Genomic DNA, 23,162 nt, shown 5'->3' on the forward strand with positions numbered 1-23,162 from the left:
CCTCGTAGGATGGGTGGAGCGAAGCGATACCCATCAAGTTCAGTGCGCGGTATGATGGGTTTCGCTTTCGCTCTACCCATCCTACGCGGCTTTGGACGGTCTCGCCGGCGACATGAGCGCGGAATTGCCGCTCGCCTTCCAGCGTTCGGCGGCGACGAACATGCCCCACATCACCCCCAGCATCAGCCAGAAGTGCCGCCAGTGGTCGGTGTCGATGATAAAGCTCTCACCGACGGTGCCGAGGAAGGCGGCGAAGATCGCCAGATAGGTCGGCTGCCAGGGCAGGCGCACGAAGACGTAGCGGAAGCCCGTCCATACCGTGACGAAGACCAGCGCCGGATAGCAGGCGCCGGAGAGCCAGCCGCCCGACATGAAGGCGTTCAAATAGGAATTGTGGGTGTCTTCCGGGAAGAAACGGTGGAACTGCAACGGCCCGATACCGAAGGGCAGGCCGAGCGCCATTTCGGCGCCGAGGACGTGTCGGCCGAAACGCCCGAAGCGGCCGGTGTCGTAGCTCTGGTCGAAGCTGGCGCGCTGCTTGAACAGTTGCGCGACCGAATCGAGCGACAACAGCACCGCCACCAGCGCGGCTGCGATGACAGCGGCCACGAGCGCCATCACGATGATGCGCGAGCGCTGCGCGTGCGAGCGGCTGGTCAGCACCATCATGACAAGCATGAAGCCTGCCATGACGACCAGTTGGCCCCAGGCGGCGCGCGAGAACGACAGCAGGATCGCCAGCGATATCACGCCGAATGCGATGGCGCTACGCAGCGCCTTGCCGAACTTGTCGGAGACCACGCTTTGCAGCGTGAACAGCGCGGGGAGGATCAGGAATGCGCCGAGCACGTTCGGATCCTTGAAGGTGCCGCGGGCGCGGTCGTACAGTGTCAAGAGGTCGCGCCCGCCCGGAATGAGGTTGAAATAACCGGCGATCCCCGCGAGCGAGGCAATCAGCGCACCGACAATGAGGCCGCGGCGGAGCATGTCGAGCCGGGCGGTGGTATCCTCCGAGATCACCATCGCGAACAGAACGACGGTGACCGCCATGTACCAGGAGGTCAAAATCCAGTTCGGCACGTTGGGCCGGTCGAACACGGCGACCGCAGCGATGGTATAGCCGATATTGACCAGGAACAGCAGCAGAAGCAGCGGCATGAACACCAGCCGCATCCGCAGGCCCGTGGCGAAGAACACCACGGTGGCGGCCAGCGTGGCGATCTCGTAGGGCGAAGGCTCGATGAAGACGATGGCGACCGATGCGCCGACAAGCCACACCAGCGCGCGCTGCAAGGCCAGCACGCCCGGCGCGACCGTCACCGGCGCAAGGGAATTCCCGGCTGTTGCCGCATAGCTCATCGACTACTCACACACTCACGCAACGCTACAAAACACTTTCCAACGCTTCCGTCATTGCGAGGAGCGTAGCGACGAAGCAATCCACCTATCCCAGCGCCGCGCCATGGATTGCTTCGCGGAGCCTGTCATCGGGCGCGCATTCGCGCGACCCGTTGGCTCGCAATGACGGAGGACGGTTCCTTCAACTCAATACGCGTTCTCGCTCTTGGTCATCAGCGCGATCGGGGTCTTGAGCAGAATGTAGAGATCGAACAGCACCGACCAGTTCTCGATGTAATAGAGATCGAATTCGACGCGCTTCTGGATCTTCTCGTCGGTATCGACTTCGCCGCGCCAGCCGTTGATCTGCGCCCAGCCGGTGATCCCGGGCTTGACGCGGTGACGGGCGAAATAGCCATCGACGGCTTCGTCGAACAGGCGGCTCTGCAACTTGCCCTGCACGGCATGTGGGCGCGGCCCGACAAGCGAGAGGTTGCTCTTGAACACGACATTGAAGAGCTGCGGCAGCTCGTCGAGGCTGGTCTTGCGGATGAAGCGGCCGACGCGGGTGACGCGGGGATCGTTCTTGGTCACGACCTTGGAGGCGGTCGGATCGGCCTGATGATGGTACATCGAGCGGAATTTGAAGACGTCGATCCGCTCGTTGTTGAAGCCGAAGCGCTTTTGTCGGAACAGCACCGGCCCCGGGCTGTCGAGCTTCACCGCCAGCGCGACGAGGCCCATCACGGGCAGGGCCAGCACCAGGATCACGAAGCCGACGACGTGGTCGAACAGCCACTTCATCACCAGGTCCCAGTCGGTAATTGGCGCCTCGAACACGTCGAGCGTCGGCACCTCGCCGACATAGGAATAGGAGCGCGGACGGAAACGCAGCTTGTTGGTGTGCGCCGACAGGCGGATATCGACCGGCAGCACCCAGAGCTTCTTGAGCATCTCTAGAATGCGCGTCTCGGCCGAGATCGGCAGTGCGAACAGCACGAGGTCGATGCGGGTACGGCGGGCGAACTCGACAATGTCGTCGACCTTGCCGAGCTTCGGGCTGCCGGCGCAGGTGTCCATCGCGCGGTCGTCGTTGCGGTCGTCGAACACGCCGAGCACCTTGATGTCGGAATCCTCCTGCGCATTGAGCGCCTGGACGAGCTGCTCGCCGCTCTGATCGGCGCCGACGATGATGGTGCGGCGGTCGAGCCGGCCCTGGCGGGCCCAGCCGCGCACCAGCGTGCGCAGGATAAGGCGACTAATGACCAGCACCGCGAGCCCGCCCACGAAAAACTCGGTCAGCCATACCCGCGAGATTTCGCTGCCGAGCTTGACGATGAAGGATGCGCCGATGAACAGCAGGAACACGAAGGCCCAGGATGAAACCATCCGCGTCATCTGGCGGAGATGGCCGCGAAAGAGCTGCACCTGGTAGATATCGGCGGCCTGGAAGCAGATTACCGCCGTGACGGCGACGCCGAAGATGGCCGCGATGAATTCCCAATGAAATCCCTTGAGCGGGACCATGTATCCGAAATAGAGCGCGATGCCGATCGCGCTCAGCAGCACGAAATCGATCAGGCGAACCACGCCCGCGATCACGATCGGCGAATAGGCGCGGCCGACTTTCTCATTGGCAACGGCGAGCGCGGCAGGTGTAAGCCTGCGGCGCCGTTCGACGGGCGGGCGGGCGGCGGTCGCAGTCGCCGCGGCCTCGAGCATCGAGCGTGCGTTAATCTGTTCCACTGTCCACGTCCGTTCTTATGGCAGGCACATAGGCAAGCGCCCGCCGGTGCGGAATTCCCCACACCACCGGCTTACGGGACAAATCGGAAGAAACAGTTACGTTGGTAAAGAACGGTTAACGAGTGGCAAATGCCTCGCGGTAGCCGGCAAAGACGCCCTCGACCATTGCCTTCTGCGAAAAATGCATGAAGATCCGTTCGCGCAGTGATCTGGCCCGTTCCTGCGCCGCGGCCGGATCCTTCAGCGCGGCTTCGATCGCATCGGCCATGGCAGCGGCGTTGCTCGGCTTGAACAGGGCATCGCCATGCGGGCCGAAAATCTCGGGGATGCCGCCGACATTGGCGGCGACCATTGGAATGCCGGCGGCTGCCGCCTCGATCACGACATAGGGCATCGAATCGCCGCGCGAGGGAACCACCAGCAGCGAGCCCTTGGAGAAACCGAAGCGCGCCTTGACGTGGCCGATGAAGCGGACGGCGTCGCCGAGGCCGAGCCGCTCGACCAGCGCCTTCAGGGTCGCGCTTTCCTCGCCGTCGCCGGCCAGCGTGAGCGTCACCGGGCGGCCGCCGCTGCGCAGCCGCGCCACCGCGTCGATCAAAAGATCGGCGCCTTTGATGTGGCGGAACTCGCCGACATAGATCAGGTCGGTCGCGTCGTCGGCCTTCGCGACGGGATCGAATTCGCTGGCAGTGACGCCGTTGAATACGCAGCGCACCAGTCCCCTCGGGGTGCCGATGGTGCGCTGATAGGTATCGCGTGCAAATGCGCTTTCGAACAGGAATAGGTCGGTGTCGTTCATCAATGCGCGTTCGACGCGGGCGTAGATGTTGCCCTTCAGCGTCGACAGCGGATAGTGCAGCGAACCGCCGTGCGGGGTGTAGACCCGGATACGGTCGCGGGAGGCGGTCCGCAGACGCATGAAGGTGCCGGCCTTGGCACCGTGACCATGCAGCACGTCCGGCTTCAACTCGCCGATCATGCGCTGAAACCGCGCCCACACCAGGATATCGCTCGGCAACGGCTCGCGGCGGATCGCCGTGCGGTGAACGCCGAGCTTGAGTCTTGGCGCGATTTCCGCCAGCGCCTGCTCGGCGCGTTCGCCGCCGGTCAGGCTGTCGGCAATGATACCGACATGGTGGCCGCGTTCGGCCTGGCCGTTGGCGAGATCGAGGATGTGACGAAATATGCCGCCGACCGGGGCGCGTGTCGCGTGCAGGATCCGGAGCGGTTGACCGTCAACGAGCGGCATCGATACCGCCTTCAGACGCGGGTGCGACCGGCGCGGTGCAGCCCGCGAGCGCCGGCGCGGCAACCAGACATGGAGTTCGGAAAAATACGCCGCGCATGACGGGAGTCCTGAAAAACTATGCCGCGATTAAGGGCGTTGATGGTTAACAAAAAATGACCGGACTTGCACGCTGCGCTGTTTCGCGGCGCAAACAGGGCGAATTAACCCGGCGGCAACCATAATCAAGTGTAATCGCGCCAGTTGGGTGGACCAGTCGTTGCGTCCACGGGAGTGTGCGATGCGTTTGGCGTTCTGGCGTGCAGGCAAGGACAAGCCGGTGGTGCAGCGGGTGAAGACAAGCCCCGCGCCTGCGGCGCCTAAGCCCGTCGCGGCGACCGCATCCGAAACCGGCGATCTCGATCTGCGCGCGCTCGGTCCGGCGCTGATGCGCAAGCGGAACTGGATCATCGTTCCGACTGTGCTGGCATTGGTGGTCTCGCTCGCCGCCGTCAGCATGATCACGCCACGCTACAAGTCGGAAGCACGCATCCTGATCGACGGGCGCGAGAACGTGTTCCTGCGGCCGAGCGGCGAGCGCAGCGAGGAGCGCGCCGCACTCGATCCCGAGGCCGTCACCAGCCAGGTGCAACTGGTGCAGTCGCGCGATCTCGCGCGCGAGATCATCAGGAAGAACAAGCTTGCCGAGCTGCCCGAATTCGATCCCGTGCTGCGCGGCTTTTCGCCGCTCAAGTCGCTGCTGGCGCTGGTCGGCATCGGGCGCGACCCGTTTTCGCAGACGCCGGAAGAGCGGGTACTGGAATCCTATTACGAACGCTTCACGGCGTACGCTGTCGACAAGTCGCGCGTCATTGTCGTCGAATTCCAGTCGCGCGATCCCGAGCTTGCCGCACGCGTCGCCAATTCGATCGCCGAGGGTTATCTGGTGCTGCAGCAGGACGCGCGGCAGGACCAGGCGAAGGCCGCGGGCCAATGGCTTTCCGGCAGGATCGACGATTTGCGCAAGGAGGTTTCGCAGGCCGAATCGCGGGTCGAGGAGTTTCGTTCCAAGTCGAGCCTATTCGTTGGCACCAACAATACCACGCTCTCCAACCAACAGATGGGTGAACTCAACACGCAGCTCAACAATGCGCGTGCACTGAAATCGGATGCGGAAACCAAGGCACGTCTGATCAGGGAAATGCTTGACAGCGGCCGGCCGATCGAGGCATCCGAAGTTCTTAATTCGGAGCTGATCCGCCGGCTGTCGGAGCAGCGTGTGACGTTGCGCGCCCAGCTTGCCGAACAGTCTTCCACGCTGCTCGGCGGCCACCCCCGCATCAAGGAATTGAAGGCGCAGCTTGCCGATCTCGATCGGCAGCTGCGCGAGGAAGCGGGCAAGGTGTCCCGCTCGCTGGAGAACGACGCGCGTATCGCCGGCGGCCGGGTCGACAGTGCCATGGCAAGCCTCGAACAGTCGAAGAAGCAGGCGTCCTCGACCAACAGCCAGGACGTCCAGCTCCGCGCGCTTGAGCGCGATGCCAAGGCGAAGCGCGATCAGCTCGAATCCTTTCTTGCCAAGTACCGCGACGCGAGCGCGCGCGAAAACCTCGAGGCGACGCCGACGGACGGCCGCATCATCTCGCGCGCCACCGTTTCCAATACGCCGGCCTATCCGAAGAAGCTGCCGATCGTGCTGATCGCGACGCTGGCGACCCTGCTGCTTACCTCGGGCGCGATCGCGACGGGTGAACTGCTGCGCATGACCGCTCCGCGGGCCGGCGCAGCGGCGTCGCCCGAAATCATGCGCGAGGTCGAGCCCGAGATCGTCATGGCTCCTGCGCCGGAGCGGATGCGTGCCCCGGCGATTGCGCCCGAGCTTCCCGTGGCCGACCTCGCCGCGGCGGATCACGCATCAGAGCCGGTGTTGTACGAGCCCCGTGTGGATGACCCGCGCATCAATGCCGCCGTGGAGATCGGTGAAATCGCCGAGCTGGCCGATACGCTGATCGATGCAGGTCCCGCGGCCCGCAAGGTGACTGTGCTCGGCAATGCTGCTGGCGATGGCGTCACGTTGACCGCGCTGGCCCTGGCGCGGCTGATGGCGCAACAGGCCAAAGTCGTGGTCGTTGATCTCGTTGCGTCCTCGCTGACGCTATCGGCGGCCTCGGCCGATCCGACAGCTCCAGGGTTGGCCGAGCTGATGCAGGGCGAAGCGTCGTTTGCGCAAATCATTACCAAGGATCGGCTGTCGCGCGTTCATCTGGTCAGTGCCGGACGCCCGGGTTTTGACCGCGCGCAGCTCCAGTCGCCGCGATTGACGCTGGCGATTGATGCGCTACAGCGCGTCTACGATCACGTGCTGCTGGATGCCGGCTCGGCCTCCGATCTTCCCGCCGAACTATTGACGTCGGAGGCGCGGGCGATCGTCGTGCCCGAAGCGTCGATGGCACCGGAAGCGCGCAAGCTGATGTGCGATCAGCTTACGGCGGTGGGCTTCTCTGATGTGACGATGCTGAGCAAGCCGTGCGGGGCTGAAGGCGCGGTCGAGGCGGGTCCGAGCGTGGTTGCGGCGTGAACGTTCTCGTAGGGTGGGCAGAGCGCAGCATGCCCACCATCTATCCGCTACCTTTGCCGTGAATGGTGGGCTCGCTTCGCTCAGCCCAGCCTACAGCTTCGCGTTATGGGTTAGCTATCCGAACGCATTGCGCAGCTTCTGCGCCATTTCCAGCAGCGCCGGATTGTGCTTCACCAGCCGCTTGGTGCGGTTGACGCCCGACATCACGCCGGCGGTGAGCTTGCCGCGGGCGCTGAGCGGAATGAAGCTGTCGAAGATCGGCTCGTCATTCTTGCAGAACAGCCGCTTGTAATCGTCGGATCCGATCCCGAGATCGAGGGCGCGATAATCCTGTCCGGCGTAGTGATCGATGATGTCGCGCATCAGGATCAGGCCGGGGCTGTATTTCGAATTCGCCGACATCGTGTAGGTATTGAACATCATCGAGAACCGATGGCCGTCGGCGACGCCGGCGAAGATCGCGATCACTTCCTCGTCGCATTCCAGCGCGTGGATATCGATGGCGTGCCTGCCGCCGCCGAGCGCTGCAGTGCAGGCGCTGCGGACGAACTCCTCGATGCCGGGTTCGGCGAACACGTTCGGCAGCTTCTGTTCGGCCATCCGCAGCGGCTTGACGCGGAAGAACCAGTCGAGTAGGCGCGTGATGTCGGTCTCCGATGAGGCGACATAGCTGCGATAGCCGGGCAGGGAGGCCAGCTTGCGCTCCTTGCCCTTGAGGCGGCGGCGGAACGAATTGCTGATCAGCGCGGTGGGCGCGGCGCCGGGCTCCATGACCAAGAGCGGGCAATCATTCGCTGAAGGCTGGTGCGGCAGCAGGGCGAGCGGATTGGGCAGATCGCGCCAGCGCAACGGCTGCTGATGCAGCGCCAGGACGTCGGCTTCACCTCGCTGCGACATCGCCGACATCAGGCCTTCGAGATCGGCTTGGGTCGCGCTTACGGCGAAATCGCGGTCGAACAGCGCCATGTTGAAGGTGGAATGCTTGCCGCCCATGAAACTGGCGCAACGCGCGCCGTAGGCGTGCCGGAGCGCGAGCGGAAGCAGCAGCAGCGGACGGTGTTCCCTATCATAGGCGACCACGATGAAGGGCGTGAGGCCTTCGCGTGTTCCGACCTGTTGCTGCCAGGAACTGAGGAAGTCGAACCGCTGATACGGTGTGAACGAGGTTTGCGTGCCTTCCAGGCCGCGCCAGATGCCTTCCGCCGCCGTGAGATCACGAAGGATGTCGATGCCGGCGATAGGGCCCGCTCCAGGCCGCTCATCCTGATCCGCCGTGCGGTCTTCAATCGCGGCAGCCATGGTCATCGCAAAGCCCGTGCTATATGAAATTGTTTACAATTTTGGCGTTGGCCGACCTTCGCAGGGAAATGTCAACAAAGGGTAATACAATGCGGCGTGGCGGGGCAGCGCGACCGCATGGTGAGGGCGGGACGTTGGCGTCGGATATCGGGATTTTGCGGCGGGTTCGGATGGAGCTCGCCTATTTCAGCGGCTACTTCGCGCTGAAGCAGGGCAAGACCGGCGCCGCCGGCGCTATTTTGCGATTCGAGCGCGTGCGTCCGCGAGATTCCCGCGCCTTTCAGCCTAACCGGTGGCGTGAGGTCACGCCGCAGTTTCTCGACCGGCTGATCCATGCGCTGAAGCGCTGGAACTTCGACCTGGTCACGATGGACGAGGTGTGCCGGCGTGCGGTCACACTGCCGAAGAAGAACCGCTTTGCCTGCCTGACTTTCGACGGCGGCTGCAAGGATGTCATCACGGAAGCCTATCCCGTGCTGTCGAGGCACGGCGTGCCCTTCACCGTCTATCTGCCGACGGCGTTTTCGGATGGGATCGGCGAGGTCTGGTGGCTCGCGCTGGAAGAGATCATCGCGCGCGAGGAACGCATCAGCCTGGTGATCGACCGCAAGGAGCGACGTTTCGCGACCGGCAGCGCCGCGGACAAATACGACAGCTTCAAATTTCTGGCGAGCTGGATGCGGACATTGCCGCCGCAGGATCTGTCGTTTGCGATCCATGACCTCTGCACGCGCTATTCCGTCGATATCGTGGCGCTGTCGCGCCAAGCTTCGATGAATTGGGAAGATCTCGCCAGGCTCGCCGCCGATCGTTTGGTCACGATCGGCAGCGCAACGGTGAACTATCATGCGCTGTCCAACCTGAAGGAGGCGGATGCGCAGCGCGAAATGACCATGGGCAAGGCTGTCATCGAGAACGCGTTGCGCCGCCCGGTCACGCATTTCGCCTATCCGTTCGGCGATCAGCAATCCTGGCGCCGGGAGCATGTCGTGATGGGGCAGGAGGCAGGTTTCGCCAGCGCGGTATCGACGATTCCGGGCGTCGTCCAGGCCAAGGGCTACACCAATCTGCACGCGCTGCCGCGCATTGCCTGGGACGGACGCGAGACCTCGCTGCGCATGATGCGCGTGCTGCTGTCCGGCATCCTATTTCCGCCGGTCAGGCCGAGCAGGGACAATTGGGTTTAGGTGGATTGCGTTCAGGCCGCGCGGTCCGGCCGCGACATCCAGCTCACGATCGGCATCGCCGGCAGCACCCATCCAAGCCCGGCCACGACATAGAAGATCGCCTGCAACAGCCCCGAATTGGCCAGCCATGGCGTCTGGGCGATGGTCATTCCGAGCAGCGACCAGACCGCGACCAACACCAACAGCGCGAGGGTTCCGAAGAATTTGCGGGTGCGGATCGTCATGGCGGATATGTCAGCCTCGTGGCGGGTTGCGCGCGGGAAGGGGCGGACTATAAGGGGCGCGCCGTTTCAATCAAGCACGCCTTCGGGGCGACCCAGACAGGTTTATGACCGCCAGTTCCGCACAACAGACCACGCATGCCGCCGCGGTCAGGTGGTGGCTGATCGTGGTCGCCGCGCTGATTGCGGTCATGGTGCTGGTCGGGGGCGCCACGCGATTGACCGAGTCCGGACTGTCGATCGTGGAGTGGAAGCCGGTGACCGGCACGCTGCCGCCGCTGACCGAGGCGCAATGGGTACAGGCCTTCGAGGGCTACAAGGCCATCCCGCAATACCGCGAGCTCAATGCCGGCATGAGCCTTTCGGAGTTCAAGACCATTTTCTGGTGGGAATGGAGCCACCGTCTGCTCGGACGCGTGATCGGCGTCGCCTACCTGCTGCCGTTCCTCTATTTCCTGTGGCGCGGCGCTTTTGGTGCCGAGCTGAAGAAGCGGCTGTGGTTGATCTTTGGCCTCGGCGCGCTGCAGGGCGCCGTCGGCTGGTGGATGGTCGCCTCGGGCCTCAGCCAGCGCACCGAAGTGTCGCAGTATCGGCTGGCGACGCACCTGGTGCTGGCGCTGATCATTTTTGCCTCGATCGTCTGGACGCTGCGGCGGATGCGCGCGCGGCCGCAGCCGCTGGTTCCTGCGCGACTGAAGGTCACCGGGGTGGCATTGCTCGTCTTGACGTTCGTCCAGATCTATTTCGGCGCGCTGGTCGCGGGCCTGCGGGCGGGCAGGGTGTACAACACCTGGCCCGAGATCGACGGCGCTTTCATTCCATCGGCGGCGCGGCTGTGGTTCGAGGAGCCGTGGTGGCGCAATCTGTTCGACAATACGCTCACGGTGCAGTTCGAGCACCGCATGACCGCCTATGCGCTGCTGGTGCTGGCGATCCTGCACGCGATTGACGCAACCCGATCGCGCGCCGGCGCGGTCGTATCAGGTGCATGGTGGCTGGTGGCGGCCATCGTGCTACAGGCCGCGCTCGGCATCCTCACGCTGCTACATCAGGTGCCGATCGACCTCGCGCTGGCGCATCAGGCCGTCGCGATCGTCGTTCTGACGCTGGCCGTGCTGCAGGCCGAACGCTTGGTTGCGCGGCGTGCGCAGCATGACCCGCAGAAGTTGGGTGCGCCGCTCGGGCAGCCCGGCTGAAATTGAGCGATTCTAATCTGGCTCGATGGCCGAAAACCCCTTGTTTGCAGGGTTTTCTTGCCGCCCGATCGCACTGACGCGTTTGTGTGGCTTCGCGCCGCTTTACTTGACTAGCTCGGCGGATAAAACGGGCAAAAACAGGTCCCGCCCCATGTCCTCAGCTTTCGTCCAGGCCGCCGTCATCCTGCTCCGCGAGGGGCTCGAAGCCATGCTCGTGATTGCCGCATTGGCCGGCTACCTGACCAAGGCCGGCGCGGCGCACCGCGTGCAGGCGCTGTATGGCGGCGCGCTCGCAGCCGTCGGCGCCAGCATCATCGCGGCCTGGCTGTTTGCGGTGCTGAACTCGGGCGAGCATAGCGATATCCTCGAAGGCTTCATCATCCTCTTTGCGGCCGCGCTGATGCTCTATGTCAGCGGCTGGCTGATGGTGAAGCAGGATCCGCGGGGCTGGCAGGAGTACCTTACCCACAAGGCGGATCACGCACTGTCGCAGGACACGGTGTGGGCGGTCGGTGCGCTGGCCTTCCTCGCGGTGTTCCGTGAGGGTGCCGAGACCGTGCTGTTCATCAACGCGCTGGCTTCAGCCGAAGGGGGTTGGAGCGCCGGGCTGTTCGCCGGCCTCGTGGCCGCGACTGCGGGCCTTGCCGTGCTGTTCTATTTCATCAACCTGATTGCGCGAAAGCTGCCGCTGCGGCCGCTGTTCATCATCACCTCGGCGTTCCTGTTCATCATGGCGATCAAGTTCGTCGGCGAAGCCGTGCAGGAGTTCCAGGAGCAGGCGATTATCACCGTCACCGAGGTCAAGGGTTCGGCGTTCCTGACCGCGATCGGCCTCAACCCATCCATGGAAGCGCTGTCGATCCAGGGCCTGGTGATCCTGCTCGTGCTCGCGGGCTATTCGGTAGTCCAGCGCAACAACCGCCTGATGCGCGAGGACCGGGCGGCGATGCGCGCGGCCGAGTAGTCGGCCGCAACTAGAGCATGATGAGTCGGGTTCGGTCCGATGCTGCGCTGACCGCCCAAAACAAGAATATCGAAAACAACCCCATGCACAGTAGCCGTCAAGGGCGGGCTGGCAGGCGATGGCCTGAAACCTGATCTCATCGAGCGCTAAGCTGCCTGCCGGTTGAGGTCGAGATAGTCGAGCCCAATATCGAGCGCGGCGGAGCTGTGGGTGAGCCAGCCGGCGGAAATCAGGTCGACGCCGGTTGCGGCGATTGCCCTGGCGGTCTCGGCCGTGATGCGGCCGGAAGCCTCCGTGATCGCCCGGCCGCTCGTCATGGCGACCGCCTGCCGGAGTTCCTCGACCGTCATGTTGTCGAGCAGCACGGCGTCGACGCCGATCCCAAGCGCCTGCTCGAGCTGCAGCAGCGTGTCGACCTCGACCTCGATCTTGACGAGGTGTCCGGCATGCGCTTTGGCGCGTTCGATCGCGGTTCGAACGCCACCCGCCAGCGCAATGTGGTTGTCCTTGATCAGCACGGCGTCGTCGAGGCCGAAGCGGTGATTGCTGCCGCCGCCGGCGCGGACCGCGTATTTTTCCAGCGTGCGCAACCCGGGCGTGGTCTTGCGGGTGCAGACGATGCGCGCCTTGGTGCCTTGCGCCGCCGATACCAGCGAGGCCGTAGCGGTGGCGACGCCGCTGAGATGGCAGAGGAAGTTCAACGCCGTCCGCTCGCCGGTCAACAGCCCACGGGCCGGCCCCTCGATGGCGGCGATCACGTCTCCCGGCGCCACGACGCTGCCGTCGGGCCGCTCGGCGGTGAGGCGGATCGCAGGGCTAACCAGATGAAACGCCGAGCGGGCGATGTCGAGCCCGGCCACGACGCCCGGCTGGCGCGCGCGCAGCACCAGCGAGGCGTGCCGATCGGCCGGCACGATCGCATCCGCCGTAATGTCGCCGGCGCGTCCCAAATCCTCGAGCAGGGCGGTTCGAACCAGTGGCTCGTACATCAGGGGGAGAAGCGGGGTCAGTGTCACGGCTGGATGCTCCCAACAGACAGAGGTTCGGTCTCAAGAATTTCACGCGCAGCGCCGAGCGCTTCCGCCAGGGAAATGGACGACGGCTCGGCCGAGGGCAGGGCGTCCGGGAAATCGCTGCGAAAATGCCCACCGCGGCTTTCCTCGCGCCGCCAGGCGGCGACGGCGATCATCAATCCGACCAGTGCCGGGTCGGTCGCCGCGGTGCGGCCATTGGCGATCGGATAGAGGCTGCGGATCGCGCGTTCGATGCCGTGCCGCTCGCGCAGCACGCCAAGGCCCTGCGACAGGATCGTCCGCACCGCCGAAGGATCGGACGCGGGCATCGGCGCACTGGCCGCGCGCGCCTTCACCGAAGCAGGGCCCGCGCCCCTGACGCTCTCGGCTACCCATTGGGCGCAGACGATGGCTTCCATCAGCGAGTTGCTGGCAAGCCGGTTGGCGCCATGCAGCCCGGTGCGGCTGACTTCGCCGCAGGCCCAGAGGCCATTCACAGTGCTGCGTCCCTCAACATCCACCGCAATCCCGCCCATGTGGTAGTGCACCGCCGGCCGCACCGGGATCGGATCGGTCGCGGGATCGATCCCGGCCATCTTGCAAAAGGCGGAGATCACCGGATAGCGCTTGGCAAAATCCGCGCCCGGATGTTTGCGCGCGTCGAGGAAGACGCGATGTCCTTCGGCCCGGCGCCGCCAGACCGCGCGCGCGACAATATCGCGGGGCGCGAGCTCGGCGCCCGGCTGGTCCGCCATGAAGCGCTGGCCGGTATCGTCGATCAGTGTCGCGCCGTCGCCACGCACGGCCTCCGTCACCAGCGGCATCGGGCGTGACGGGCCGTCGAAGGCGGTCGGGTGAAACTGCACGAATTCGAGGTCGGCGAGTTTTGCCCCCGCGCGGGCGGCCAGCGCCAGCCCCTGGCCGTAGCAGCCGCCGGGATTGGTGCTCTCGAGGAACAGGCCGCCAATGCCGCCCGTCGCCAGCACGACGCGGGCGGTTTCGATCACGAACTGGCCTTGCGCGTTTACGGCGAGCACGCCGTTGATTGAATTGTCTTCGACGATGAGGCTCCGTGCCTCGACCCCTTCAAGCAGGGTGATGGACTGGCAGCGCCGCGCCGCTGATATCAGCGCGCGCATGATTTCGCGCCCGGTGCCATCGCCGGTGGCGTGCACGATGCGGTTGCGGCTATGGGCAGCTTCGAGACCCAGCCGCCAGCCGCCATCGGGCCGCCGGTCGAAAGCGACGCCAAGCCTTGCGAGGTGCTCGACGGCCGCCGGCGCCGCATCAACGATCCGGCGAACCACGGCCGCGTCGCAGAGCCCTGCGCCCGCCGACAGCGTGTCGGCGAGATGCAGGGCAGGGTCGTCATCCCTGCCCATCGCCGCGGCCAGCCCGCCTTGGGCCCACAGGCTGGAGGCTTCCGCGCCAAGCGGCGCCTTTGACAGCAGCACGACCGGCTCGGGCGCCATCAAAAGCGCCGTCATCAAGCCCGCCGCGCCGCCGCCGATGATGACGGGACGACCCGCCAGCGTTGAAATCTCCGTGCTCATATCGCCAGCATCCTTTCGACGGCGCGCCGGGCTGATACCGCGATGGCGGGATCGATCGTCACCTCGTTCCGACCGGTCTCCAGCGCATCGCGAATATTCTTCAGCGTGATCCGCTTCATGTGCGGGCAGAGATTGCAGGGCCGGATGAATTCGACATCGGGATGCAGCACCGCGACATTGTCGCTCATCGAGCATTCCGTCAGCAGCACGACGCGCGGCGGTCGCTTCTTTCCGACAAAGTCGGACATCGCCGCCGTCGAGCCGGAGAAGTCGGCTTCCGCGACCACGTCGGGCGGACATTCCGGATGCGCCAGGATGGTCACGTCAGGGTGGTTTTCGCGCAGTTGCCGGACGTCGGACGCGGTGAACAGCTCGTGCACCTCGCAATGGCCTTTCCATGCGATGATCTTGACGTTCGTCTGCGTGGCAATGTTCTGCGCGAGATATTCGTCCGGCAGCATGATGACGCGCTCAGTGCCGAGCGACTCCACGACCTTGAGCGCGTTGCCCGAGGTGCAACAGATGTCGGATTCCGCCTTCACCGCCGCCGACGTGTTGACATAGGTGACCACGGGCACGCCGGGATAACGCTGCCGCATCAGCCGCACGTCGTCGGCGGTGATGGATTCGGCAAGGGAACAGCCCGCCCTGAGATCGGGGATCAGCACGGTCTTTTCCGGGTTCAAGAGCTTGGCGGTCTCGGCCATGAAGTGCACGCCCGCCAGCACGATGATATCGGCGTCGACCTTGGTGGCTTCGCGCGCCAAAAGCAGGCTGTCGCCGACGATGTCGGCCACGCCATGGAAGATTTCCGGCGTCTGGTAGTTGTGCGCGAGAACGACCGCGTTGCGCTCGCGCTTTAGCCTCAGAATCGCGTCGACATCCTCGGCGAAAACAGCCCATTCAGGTGGCGGAATGACCCGTTTGACCTTGTCGTAAAGCGGGGCGGTGCGCGCAAGCGCGGCGGAGCTGAGGTTGGCCATTTATACTCTCCGTGAGCATAAGATGGCTTATACTTATCCTGAGCATAATCGAAGTCAAGTGCGCGACAGGGGAAGCTTGGTTCCGGCGACGGCCCGCTCCGCCAGCACGCCATGGCGGAACCGGAATAATTTGGCCGGGCGGCCAACCGCCTCCGTGGCCATTGCGCCAGTCTCTTCAACGAGTTGCTGCTGCTCAATCAGACGGCGAAAGTTCTGCTTGTGCACCAGGCGGCCTGCAAGCGCCTCAACACTGCGTTGCAGTTGCAGCAGGGTGAATTCCGCCGGCATCAGCTCGAACACCACGGGGCGGTATTTGATCTTGGCGCGCAGCCGCGCAATGCCGGTGGCGAGAATGCGGCGGTGATCGCCCTTCATCGGTCTGCCGGGAACGACCGATGTGGCCGCGGCGCCGTCACGTACGGCTTCCGGGATCAAGCCGGCTTCATAGAGCAGCTCATAGCGCTGCAGCACCAGCTCTTCGTTCCATTCCCGATCGTCGAAGCCGAACGTGATGGCGGCGCGCTGCCAGCGTTCGCGCTGCAGGCTGGTCGTGGCCGCCGATTTTGCCCACGCCTTCAGACGGGACGTCAATGTCTTCGCAAGCGATGCAGGCAGGCCGGCCCGCTGATCCTCCCACGGAAAGTAGTCGTACCAGCCGGACCAATGCGCCTCAAAGCCCTGGCCGACCTTGTCTTCGCGAGTCAGGCCGAGATAACTGATCGAGATCGAGTGCGACGATTTGGCTTCGCCTCGCCCGCGATCGGCGAACGTATAGAGCTGCTCGACATAGCCGAGCGGATGGCCGGTCTGCGCCTCGACCCAGGCCCGCAATCCCGTCTGCAGCGAACGGTGGGTGAACTCGAACGGTCCGCTCGGTAACGCGCCGTCGTTTGCGATGGTCATGATCTTTGGTTCGCCGTCGGTGACGGCGACGAGCACAGCGACCAGATCCGCCGTGATCGCATTGGCTGCGTTTGTCTTTAAGGCTTTCCGCGGTGCCCCTGCCACGTCGCTTATCCGTCTCCGTTGTCGCTAATGCGCGTTTAGCAATATCCGTACACGCCGCAAGCATAGGGTAGGCGGTTCCAATAAGGTTCATAGGGGCCGCCATAATAGGGGCCGTCATAGCTGTAGGAATGGCTGGTCCCGTAGTAGCCGGGCAATGTCGATGATCCCGGCAGCAGGGGCGTGTTGAAGCGCGGCGCGTAGGCCTTGATGATGCCGCTAGGCGCCAACAGCACCTCGGGCCTCTCTTCCTCCAACACCACAAGCGCGCGGCCGCGCCGCACGTAGCGAGGAGCTGCCGCCGGGGCAACGGTGGTGCGATAATTGTAGTGCGCGCGGGGCAGGCCGGGCGGCAACTGGCTGGCGGCGCGCGCTGCGGCACGCCTTCCGGCGGCGGCTTTCTCGGCGCGCTTTGCTGCAGCCGGGCTGTTGGCGGGCTTGGCGACCGTCGGGCTATCGGTCGGCTTGGCGGCTGCCGGCTCGTCGGCCGGCTTGGTGCCAGACGGAGGCTCAGCGGGCTTTGCTGCCGCCGGGCTGTCGGTGCTTGGGGCGGCTCCGGGACTCTGGGCCGCAGCGGCTCCGACCGCAAACATCGCGATCAGAAATGGCGTCATCCAGCGCAGCATCGTTGGCTCCGAATCATCGAGGGCCGCTCAGTGCCATTTTATGCCGGAATGCGGGTTAACGAGAGGCTTGTGATTTCAAGCGTTTGCCGTCATGGCCGGGCTCGTCCCGGCCATCCACGTCTTCCTTGGCGGCTTCCAAGACGTGGATGCCCGGGACAAGCCCGGGCATGACGAGTGTTCTACCAATACTTCCGTTCGCCGCAGGCACTCAGGCGCCCAGCGCCTGCTCCAGGTCGGCGATCAGGTCTTCCTTGTCCTCGATGCCGATCGACAGGCGGACCACGTCGGGCGCGGCGCCGGACTTCACCTTGGCGGCGTCGTCGAGCTGGCTGTGTGTGGTCGACGCCGGGTGAATGACGAGCGAGCGGGTGTCGCCGACATTGGCCAGATGCGAGAACAGTTTCAGGTTCGAGACCAGGCTGACGCCGGCGTCATAGCCGCCGCGCAGGCTGAAGGTGAAGACGGCACCGGCGCCCTTCGGCGCGTATTTGCGCGCGAGCTTGTTGTACTTGTCGCTGGGCAGGCCGGCGTAATTCACGGAGGCCACTGCGGGATGGCCGGCGAGGAATTCGGCGACGGCCTTGGCGTTCTCGCAGTGCTTCTGCATGCGCAGCGGCAGCGTCTCGATGCCGGTCAGAATCATGAAGGCGTTGAACGGCGACAGTGCCGGGCCGAGGTCGCGCAGGCCCAGCACGCGGCAGGCGATCGCGAAGGCAAAATTGCCAAAGGTCTCCTGGATCCGGATGCCGTGATACTCCGGCCGCGGCTCGTTGAGCATCGGGTATTTGTTGTCCTTCGACCAGTCAAAAGTGCCGGCGTCGACGATGATGCCGCCGAGCGAATTGCCGTGGCCGCCGAGAAACTTCGTCAGCGAGTGCACGACGATATCGGCGCCATGGTCGATTGGCTTGATCAGGTACGGCGTTGCCAGCGTATTGTCGACGATCAGCGGAACACCGGCCTTGCGGGCGACCTCCGCGATCGCCTCGATGTCGGTGATGCTGCCGGCGGGGTTGGCGATCGATTCGATGAAGATCGCCTTGGTGCGCGGCGTCACCGCACGCTCGAAGCTTGAGATATCATCAGGATCGGCCCAGGCCACATTCCAGCCAAAGCTCTTGAACGCATGCGTGAACTGGTTGATCGAGCCGCCATAGAGTTTTCGCGCGGCAATGAATTCGTCGCCCGGCATCAATAGCTGTTGAAGGACCACGACCTGCGCCGCATGTCCGGAGGCAACCGCCAGCGCCGCGGTGCCGCCTTCCAGCGCGGCGATGCGTTCTTCCAGCACGGCGGTCGTGGGATTGCCGATGCGGGTATAGATGTTGCCGAACGCCTGCAGGCCGAACAGTGAGGCGGCATGGTCGGCGTCGTTGAAGACGAAGGACGTCGTTTGATAGATCGGCGTCACCCGCGCGCCGGTGGTGGGATCGGGCTGCGCGCCGGCATGCACGGCAAGGGTCGAAAATCCCGGGAGACGGTCGGTCATTCTGGCGTCCTGTTGTTTGGCTCTGCTTTAAAGGCGCGGCATGCTGATCGGACCCGCGTCCGCCGTCAAGGCGAGGGGTTCACAGATGGTGGATCGAAAATGGGACTGCTTCGTCAGCGCTTGTCTTCGAAATAATCGCTTCGCATGGCTTCACGTCAGCTCGTTTTTGTTCTTTGCGGCGCGGTCCGATGCCGTGGTGGCGCCGCCGCCGACGCTCATCCGGTTCAGCGACAGGCGCATGCCCTGCGTCGGGATCGGTGCGCGCTTTGAGCTCAGCGTGCGCGAATTGACTCCCATCCAGGAAATTTCCGATGACAGCCGGCCATATTCGATCTTCGGGCAGCGGTTCATCACGACCTTGATTCCGGCGGCCTCGGCCTTGGCGGCGGCCGCGTCGTCACGGGCGCCGAGCTGCATCCAGATCACCTTGGGCAGCGGCGACAAGGTCAGCGCTTCGTCGACAACGGGCATGATATGCGCGGAGCTGCGGAAGATGTCGATCATGTCGATGGGGCGGCCGATCTCCGAGAGCGAAGCGACGAACGGCTTGTCGAGCAGGCTCTTGCCGACATGGCCGGGATTGACCGGAATCATGTCGTAGCCGCGCTGCGCCAGATATTTGAAGGCGAAGTAGCTCGGCCGCACGTTGACCGGCGAGGCGCCGACCATCGCGATTGACTTCACGGAGTTGAGGATGCCGCGGATGTAGTTGTCGTCGTAATTGTCGTGGTTCATTTGTCTTCCTCAGACCCTCATGGTGAGGAGCGCGGAACGCGCGTCTCGAACCATGAGGCCCCAGTCGGGCCTTCATCCTTCGAGACGCCGCTTGCGCGGCTCCTCAGGATGAGGAGTAACTATTGATCCTGCCATTTCGGCTCGCGCTTTTCGATGAAGGCGCCGATGCCTTCCTCGGCGTCGCGCGCCATCATGTTCTCGGTCATCACTTCCGCCGCATACTGGTAGGCCTCGGCGAGGCTCATTTCGGCCTGACGATAGAACGCTTCCTTGCCGAGCTTGACGGTGTACGCGGATTTCAGCGCGACCTTCTGCGCCAGCGCGATCGCCGCATCACGTTCGGTGCCGGCGGCCACCACGCGGTTGATGAGACCAATGTTCTTTGCCGTCGTCGCCGAGATCGGCTCGCCGGTCAGCAGCATCTCCATCGCCTGCTTGCGCGGGACGTTGCGCGACAGCGCGACCATCGGTGTCGAGCAGAACAGGCCGATGTCGACACCGGGGGTAGCAAAGCCCGCGGCCTCGGAGGCGACCGCGAGATCGCAGCTTGCCACAAGCTGGCAGCCGGCGGCGGTGGCGATGCCCTGCACGGCGGCGACGACGGGTTTTGGCAGATGCACGACCGCCTGCATCATTGCACTGCAGGCGTTCATGATCTGCCCGAAATAGGCGCGGCCGCGGTCGGGATCGCTGCGGCGTGCGGTCAGTTCCTTCATGTCGTGCCCGGCGGAAAACGCCGGACCGTTCGCCGCGATGACGACGGCGCGGACGCTGTTGTCGCCGTGGATTTCCTTCAGTGCGCCGTGCAGCTCGGCGATCAGCCCTTCGGACAGGCTGTTGCGCGCCGCCGGGCGATTGAGGGTGAGCACGCGAATGCTGCCGACATTTTCCTGCAGCAGGATCGGAGGTTGCGGTGTCGGTGCGCGGGCAGTCTGGGCGGGCATATCAGGGGTTTCCACTCCGACGATTGTCATATGTGTTTTGCTGTCAACTTAATGTAACAGGCAGTCTTGTTCGAGGGCAGGGGCGGCATGGCAGAAGCGAAAATGAGCGTGGCTGAGCTGGAGAAGTTCCTCCGCGAGGAATTTCCGCAAGCCTTCAGCGACGGCGACATCACCATCGAGAGTGCCGACGGCGAGACCTGCCTGCTGCGCCGGCGCTATGATGAGCGGATGCTACGGCCGGGCGGCACGGTATCGGGCCCGACGCTGATGGCGATGGCCGATTTCGCGATGTATGTGGTGCTGCTTTCAGCGATCGGCCCGGTGGGGCTGGCGGTAACGACTAACCTCAACATCAATTTCCTGCGCAAAGGCCTGCCCGGACAGGACGTGCTGGCCGCGGCGAAGCTGCTCAAGCTCGGCAAGCGGCTGGCGATCGGCGAGGTCAACCTGCTGTCGGGCTCGTCGCCCGATCCGATCGCCCATGTGACGGCAACCTATTCCATTCCAAACAAATAGGGTTTTGAGCGGTAATATTGCACCATATTTGCAAGTAGTTGTTTTTGCTGGTGTAATTTCCAAACATTGGCGTTGACTGTCAACATTCCGTTCTCTAGAAACCCGCCAGTTCGGCGCATCTGGCGCCGATTTCCATTTTCACGGATTTCCTCACATGAAAACCTATTCGGCAAAGCCCGCCGAGGTGAACAAGAAGTGGGTCGTGATCGACGCCAAGGGTCTGGTCGTCGGCCGTCTCGCCACCCTGGTCGCTATGCGCCTGCGCGGCAAGCACCTGCCCACCTACACCCCGCATGTCGATTGCGGCGACAACGTCATCATCATCAACGCGGCGCATGTCGTGCTGACCGGTCGCAAGCGCGACAACAAGGTCTACTACAAGCACACCGGCTTCATTGGCGGCATCAAGGAACGCACCGCCAAGCAGATCCTCGAGGGCCGTTTCCCCGAGCGCGTGGTCGAAAAGGCCATCGAGCGCATGATCCCGCGCGGTCCGCTCGGCCGTGTGCAGATGGGCAATCTGCGCGTCTATCCCGGCGCCGAACATCCGCATGAAGCCCAGCAGCCCGAGAAGGTTGATATCGCTTCGATGAACCGCAAGAACATGAGGGCCGCATAAGATGTCGGATACCATGCAGTCGCTCGACCAGTTGGCGTCGTTGAAGACGGCCGCTCCGGAAGCGCCGAAATACGTCAAGAAGGTCGACAAATACGGCCGCGCCTATGCCACCGGCAAGCGCAAGGACGCGGTCGCCCGCGTCTGGATCAAGCCGGGCGCCGGCAAGATCACGGTCAACACCCGCGAGGTCGAAGTCTATTTCGCCCGTCCCGTGTTGCGCATGCTGATCCAGCAGCCGCTGGTCGCCGCCGCACGCGCCGGCCAGTATGACGTCATCTGCACCGTTGCCGGTGGTGGCCTGTCGGGCCAGGCGGGTGCCGTGCGTCACGGCATCTCGAAGGCGTTGACGAATTTCGAGCCGGATCTGCGCGGCGTGCTCAAGAAGGGCGGCTTCCTGACCCGCGACTCCCGTACCGTCGAGCGTAAGAAGTACGGCCGGGCGAAAGCGCGCAAGTCGTTCCAGTTCTCGAAGCGCTAACCGCTTCGCTAAAATTGCAGCGATACCGCTGCTTCAATCGAAGAAAAGAGGGCGCCGAACGGCGCCCTTTTTTGCTTACCATTTAGTGATCGCTTACCACGGGTTTTCCTGAAAACTTGCTTACCCGCGCAAACGGATTTCGAACACGGCCCTCCTAGTGTCGAGCCTGGAATGGCGCGAAATGCATTTTCAGTGTGCGCCGAACAAGTAGCATCACACGCGTTCGGGTGAGCCCATGTCGTTCGATACTTCGACGTTATATTTGTTTGCCACGATGGTTGCAGGCATGCTGGGGGCCATGCTGGTGCTGTTCGGCAAGCAGGAAAACATCTTGGCTTTGAAGTGGTGGGGAGCGGCCTATCTGCTTGGTTCGGCCTCGGTGGCGGTTTGGACCATCGGCGGCGCCAAGCTCGGCGAGCCGCTGCTGCTGGCGCTGCATGCCATCGGGTTCATGGCCTGCGGCATGGTCTGGAACGCCTCGCGTGTGTTCCACGGCCGCGAGCCGAATCTGCCGGGGCTGTTGCTGGGCGCGGTCGTCTGGGTCGGCATTGTGCTGACCGTGCCAACCTTGAATCCGGCGATGCGGCTGATCGTCGGGGCCTTGATCGTCGCTGTCTATGCCGCCCTGACGGCTTCCGAATTGTGGAGCGAGCGGCGACGCACGATGCAGAAGCGCTGGCCGACGATTGCCGTGCCGGTGATGCATGGTTGCGTGCTCGCGCTGCCGATCCTGCTCGGCAGTCTTCTTCGTCCGCATGACGAGACCTTCGCCAGCAGCGTCTGGGTGACGGCGTTCTCGATCGAACTGATCCTCTACGCGATCGGCACCGTGTTCGTGATCTTCATGCTGGTGTCGGACCGCGCCGTCACGGTGCACAAGACTGCGGCTTCGGTCGATCCTCTGAGTGGCATGCTGAACCGCCGCGGGTTTACGGAAGCCTGCAACCAGGTGATCGAACGCGAGGCCGCCGCGGGGCGGCCGGTAACCGTGATGATCTTCGACATCGATCACTTCAAGGGCATCAACGACCGCTTCGGCCATCCCGCCGGCGACGAGATCCTCAAGCTGTTCTCCACCGTGGTGATCGGCAATCTGCGCATCAGCGATCTCTCCGGACGCATTGGCGGCGAGGAATTCGCGGCGCTGCTGGCGTGTCCGCTGGAGGAGGGCGTGATCGTGGCCGAGCGGGTGCGCGAGGCGTTCGAAGCCTCCAACATCGTTTGCGAGGAAGGCCCTGTTGTCACCACCGTCAGCATCGGCGTCGCCGGCGGGCCGGCAGGCACCGAGCTCGAAGTGTTGCTGGCGGCGGCCGATACCGCACTCTACCAGGCCAAGCGTAGCGGCCGAAACCGGGTCGAGGCCGCGGAAGAGCTGCCGCTCTCGGTGGCCAACTGGCGACGCAATCGCGCCGGCAGTGCAGCGTCGCGACGTCCGGCGACGGCTTGA

General features: G+C 64.1%; 21 protein-coding genes. 8 read left to right on the top strand and 13 right to left on the bottom strand.

Going from position 1 to position 23,162, the window contains the following annotated elements; genetic code table 11:
• Window positions 1-81: 81 nt before the first annotated feature.
• From QA643_RS18465 to QA643_RS18475, 3 genes are all read right to left on the bottom strand, one after another.
• On the bottom strand, window positions 82-1,359 hold the full coding sequence (locus QA643_RS18465) for an O-antigen ligase domain-containing protein (RefSeq protein ID WP_283034502.1): 1,278 nt from the start codon (window positions 1,357-1,359) through the stop codon (window positions 82-84).
• A 186-nt stretch (window positions 1,360-1,545) separates the two neighbouring features.
• A complete protein-coding gene (locus QA643_RS18470; protein ID WP_283034847.1) occupies window positions 1,546-3,060 on the bottom strand; it encodes an undecaprenyl-phosphate glucose phosphotransferase in 1,515 nt (504 codons plus the stop codon).
• 139 nt (window positions 3,061-3,199) lie between these two features.
• Complete coding sequence (locus tag QA643_RS18475; RefSeq protein WP_283034503.1) at window positions 3,200-4,333, bottom strand: glycosyltransferase family 4 protein; 1,134 nt, start codon at window positions 4,331-4,333, stop codon at window positions 3,200-3,202.
• A 277-nt stretch (window positions 4,334-4,610) separates the two neighbouring features.
• Between QA643_RS18475 and QA643_RS18480 the strand changes: the two genes are divergently transcribed.
• Window positions 4,611-6,887 carry an exopolysaccharide transport family protein gene (locus tag QA643_RS18480; protein WP_283034504.1) on the top strand — a complete coding sequence of 759 codons (2,277 nt, stop codon included), beginning with the start codon at window positions 4,611-4,613 and terminating at the stop codon, window positions 6,885-6,887.
• A 114-nt stretch (window positions 6,888-7,001) separates the two neighbouring features.
• On the opposite strand, the gene QA643_RS18485 is transcribed toward QA643_RS18480, so the two are convergent.
• A complete protein-coding gene (locus QA643_RS18485) occupies window positions 7,002-8,192 on the bottom strand; it encodes a GNAT family N-acetyltransferase (protein WP_283034505.1) in 1,191 nt (396 codons plus the stop codon).
• 164 nt (window positions 8,193-8,356) lie between these two features.
• On the opposite strand from QA643_RS18485, the gene QA643_RS18490 reads away from it, so the two are divergent.
• The gene (locus QA643_RS18490; protein ID WP_283034506.1) at window positions 8,357-9,373 is read left to right on the top strand and encodes a polysaccharide deacetylase family protein; all 1,017 of its coding nucleotides are present in this window, start codon (window positions 8,357-8,359) and stop codon (window positions 9,371-9,373) included.
• Window positions 9,374-9,384: 11 nt separating this feature from the next.
• Here the strand turns inward: QA643_RS18490 and QA643_RS18495 are convergent, their stop codons facing one another.
• Entirely contained in the window at window positions 9,385-9,597 is a 213-nt protein-coding gene (locus QA643_RS18495) for a DUF2842 domain-containing protein (RefSeq protein WP_283034507.1), read from the bottom strand.
• 104 nt (window positions 9,598-9,701) lie between these two features.
• Here QA643_RS18495 and QA643_RS18500 point away from each other — a divergent pair, with 104 nt between their 5' ends.
• Together QA643_RS18500 and QA643_RS18505 are read left to right on the top strand one after the other, a co-directional pair.
• A complete protein-coding gene (locus tag QA643_RS18500) occupies window positions 9,702-10,790 on the top strand; it encodes a COX15/CtaA family protein (RefSeq protein WP_283034508.1) in 1,089 nt (362 codons plus the stop codon).
• A 151-nt stretch (window positions 10,791-10,941) separates the two neighbouring features.
• Window positions 10,942-11,754 carry an FTR1 family protein gene (locus QA643_RS18505; RefSeq protein WP_283034509.1) on the top strand — a complete coding sequence of 271 codons (813 nt, stop codon included), beginning with the start codon at window positions 10,942-10,944 and terminating at the stop codon, window positions 11,752-11,754.
• A gap of 146 nt (window positions 11,755-11,900) precedes the next feature.
• On the opposite strand, the gene nadC is transcribed toward QA643_RS18505, so the two are convergent.
• The 8 genes from nadC to QA643_RS18545 form a co-directional block, all read right to left on the bottom strand.
• On the bottom strand, window positions 11,901-12,770 hold the full coding sequence (gene nadC / locus QA643_RS18510; RefSeq protein WP_283034510.1) for a carboxylating nicotinate-nucleotide diphosphorylase: 870 nt from the start codon (window positions 12,768-12,770) through the stop codon (window positions 11,901-11,903).
• Window positions 12,767-14,320 (bottom strand): L-aspartate oxidase, encoded by a 1,554-nt coding sequence (locus QA643_RS18515; protein ID WP_283034511.1) that lies wholly within the window; start codon window positions 14,318-14,320, stop codon window positions 12,767-12,769. Before QA643_RS18515 ends, nadC begins: the two co-directional genes overlap by 4 nt.
• The gene (nadA, locus tag QA643_RS18520; protein WP_283034512.1) at window positions 14,317-15,303 is read right to left on the bottom strand and encodes a quinolinate synthase NadA; all 987 of its coding nucleotides are present in this window, start codon (window positions 15,301-15,303) and stop codon (window positions 14,317-14,319) included. Before nadA ends, QA643_RS18515 begins: the two co-directional genes overlap by 4 nt.
• Before the next feature lie 54 nt (window positions 15,304-15,357).
• A complete protein-coding gene (locus QA643_RS18525; RefSeq protein ID WP_283034848.1) occupies window positions 15,358-16,320 on the bottom strand; it encodes a hypothetical protein in 963 nt (320 codons plus the stop codon).
• 26 nt (window positions 16,321-16,346) lie between these two features.
• Window positions 16,347-16,934 carry a hypothetical protein gene (locus QA643_RS18530; RefSeq protein WP_283034513.1) on the bottom strand — a complete coding sequence of 196 codons (588 nt, stop codon included), beginning with the start codon at window positions 16,932-16,934 and terminating at the stop codon, window positions 16,347-16,349.
• Between the two features lie 208 nt (window positions 16,935-17,142).
• Window positions 17,143-18,423: an O-acetylhomoserine aminocarboxypropyltransferase gene (locus QA643_RS18535; protein WP_283034514.1), complete on the bottom strand. Its 1,281-nt coding sequence runs from the start codon at window positions 18,421-18,423 to the stop codon at window positions 17,143-17,145.
• A gap of 150 nt (window positions 18,424-18,573) precedes the next feature.
• Window positions 18,574-19,158, bottom strand: coding sequence for a CoA-binding protein (locus QA643_RS18540; protein ID WP_283034515.1), 585 nt, complete (start codon window positions 19,156-19,158; stop codon window positions 18,574-18,576).
• Window positions 19,159-19,277: 119 nt separating this feature from the next.
• Window positions 19,278-20,102 carry an enoyl-CoA hydratase gene (locus tag QA643_RS18545; RefSeq protein WP_283034516.1) on the bottom strand — a complete coding sequence of 275 codons (825 nt, stop codon included), beginning with the start codon at window positions 20,100-20,102 and terminating at the stop codon, window positions 19,278-19,280.
• 87 nt (window positions 20,103-20,189) lie between these two features.
• Here QA643_RS18545 and QA643_RS18550 point away from each other — a divergent pair, with 87 nt between their 5' ends.
• The 4 genes from QA643_RS18550 (at window position 20,190) to QA643_RS18565 (ending at window position 23,162) form a co-directional block, all read left to right on the top strand.
• A complete protein-coding gene (locus QA643_RS18550) occupies window positions 20,190-20,618 on the top strand; it encodes a PaaI family thioesterase (RefSeq protein WP_283034517.1) in 429 nt (142 codons plus the stop codon).
• A gap of 154 nt (window positions 20,619-20,772) precedes the next feature.
• Window positions 20,773-21,237 (top strand): 50S ribosomal protein L13, encoded by a 465-nt coding sequence (gene rplM, locus QA643_RS18555; protein WP_283034518.1) that lies wholly within the window; start codon window positions 20,773-20,775, stop codon window positions 21,235-21,237.
• A 1-nt stretch (window position 21,238) separates the two neighbouring features.
• Complete coding sequence (gene rpsI, locus QA643_RS18560) at window positions 21,239-21,715, top strand: 30S ribosomal protein S9 (protein WP_283034519.1); 477 nt, start codon at window positions 21,239-21,241, stop codon at window positions 21,713-21,715.
• Between the two features lie 235 nt (window positions 21,716-21,950).
• Window positions 21,951-23,162 (top strand): GGDEF domain-containing protein, encoded by a 1,212-nt coding sequence (locus tag QA643_RS18565; protein WP_283034520.1) that lies wholly within the window; start codon window positions 21,951-21,953, stop codon window positions 23,160-23,162.

The sequence above is a fragment of the Bradyrhizobium sp. CB3481 genome (assembly GCF_029714305.1).
In the GTDB taxonomy this organism is placed as follows: Bacteria; Pseudomonadota; Alphaproteobacteria; order Rhizobiales; family Xanthobacteraceae; genus Bradyrhizobium.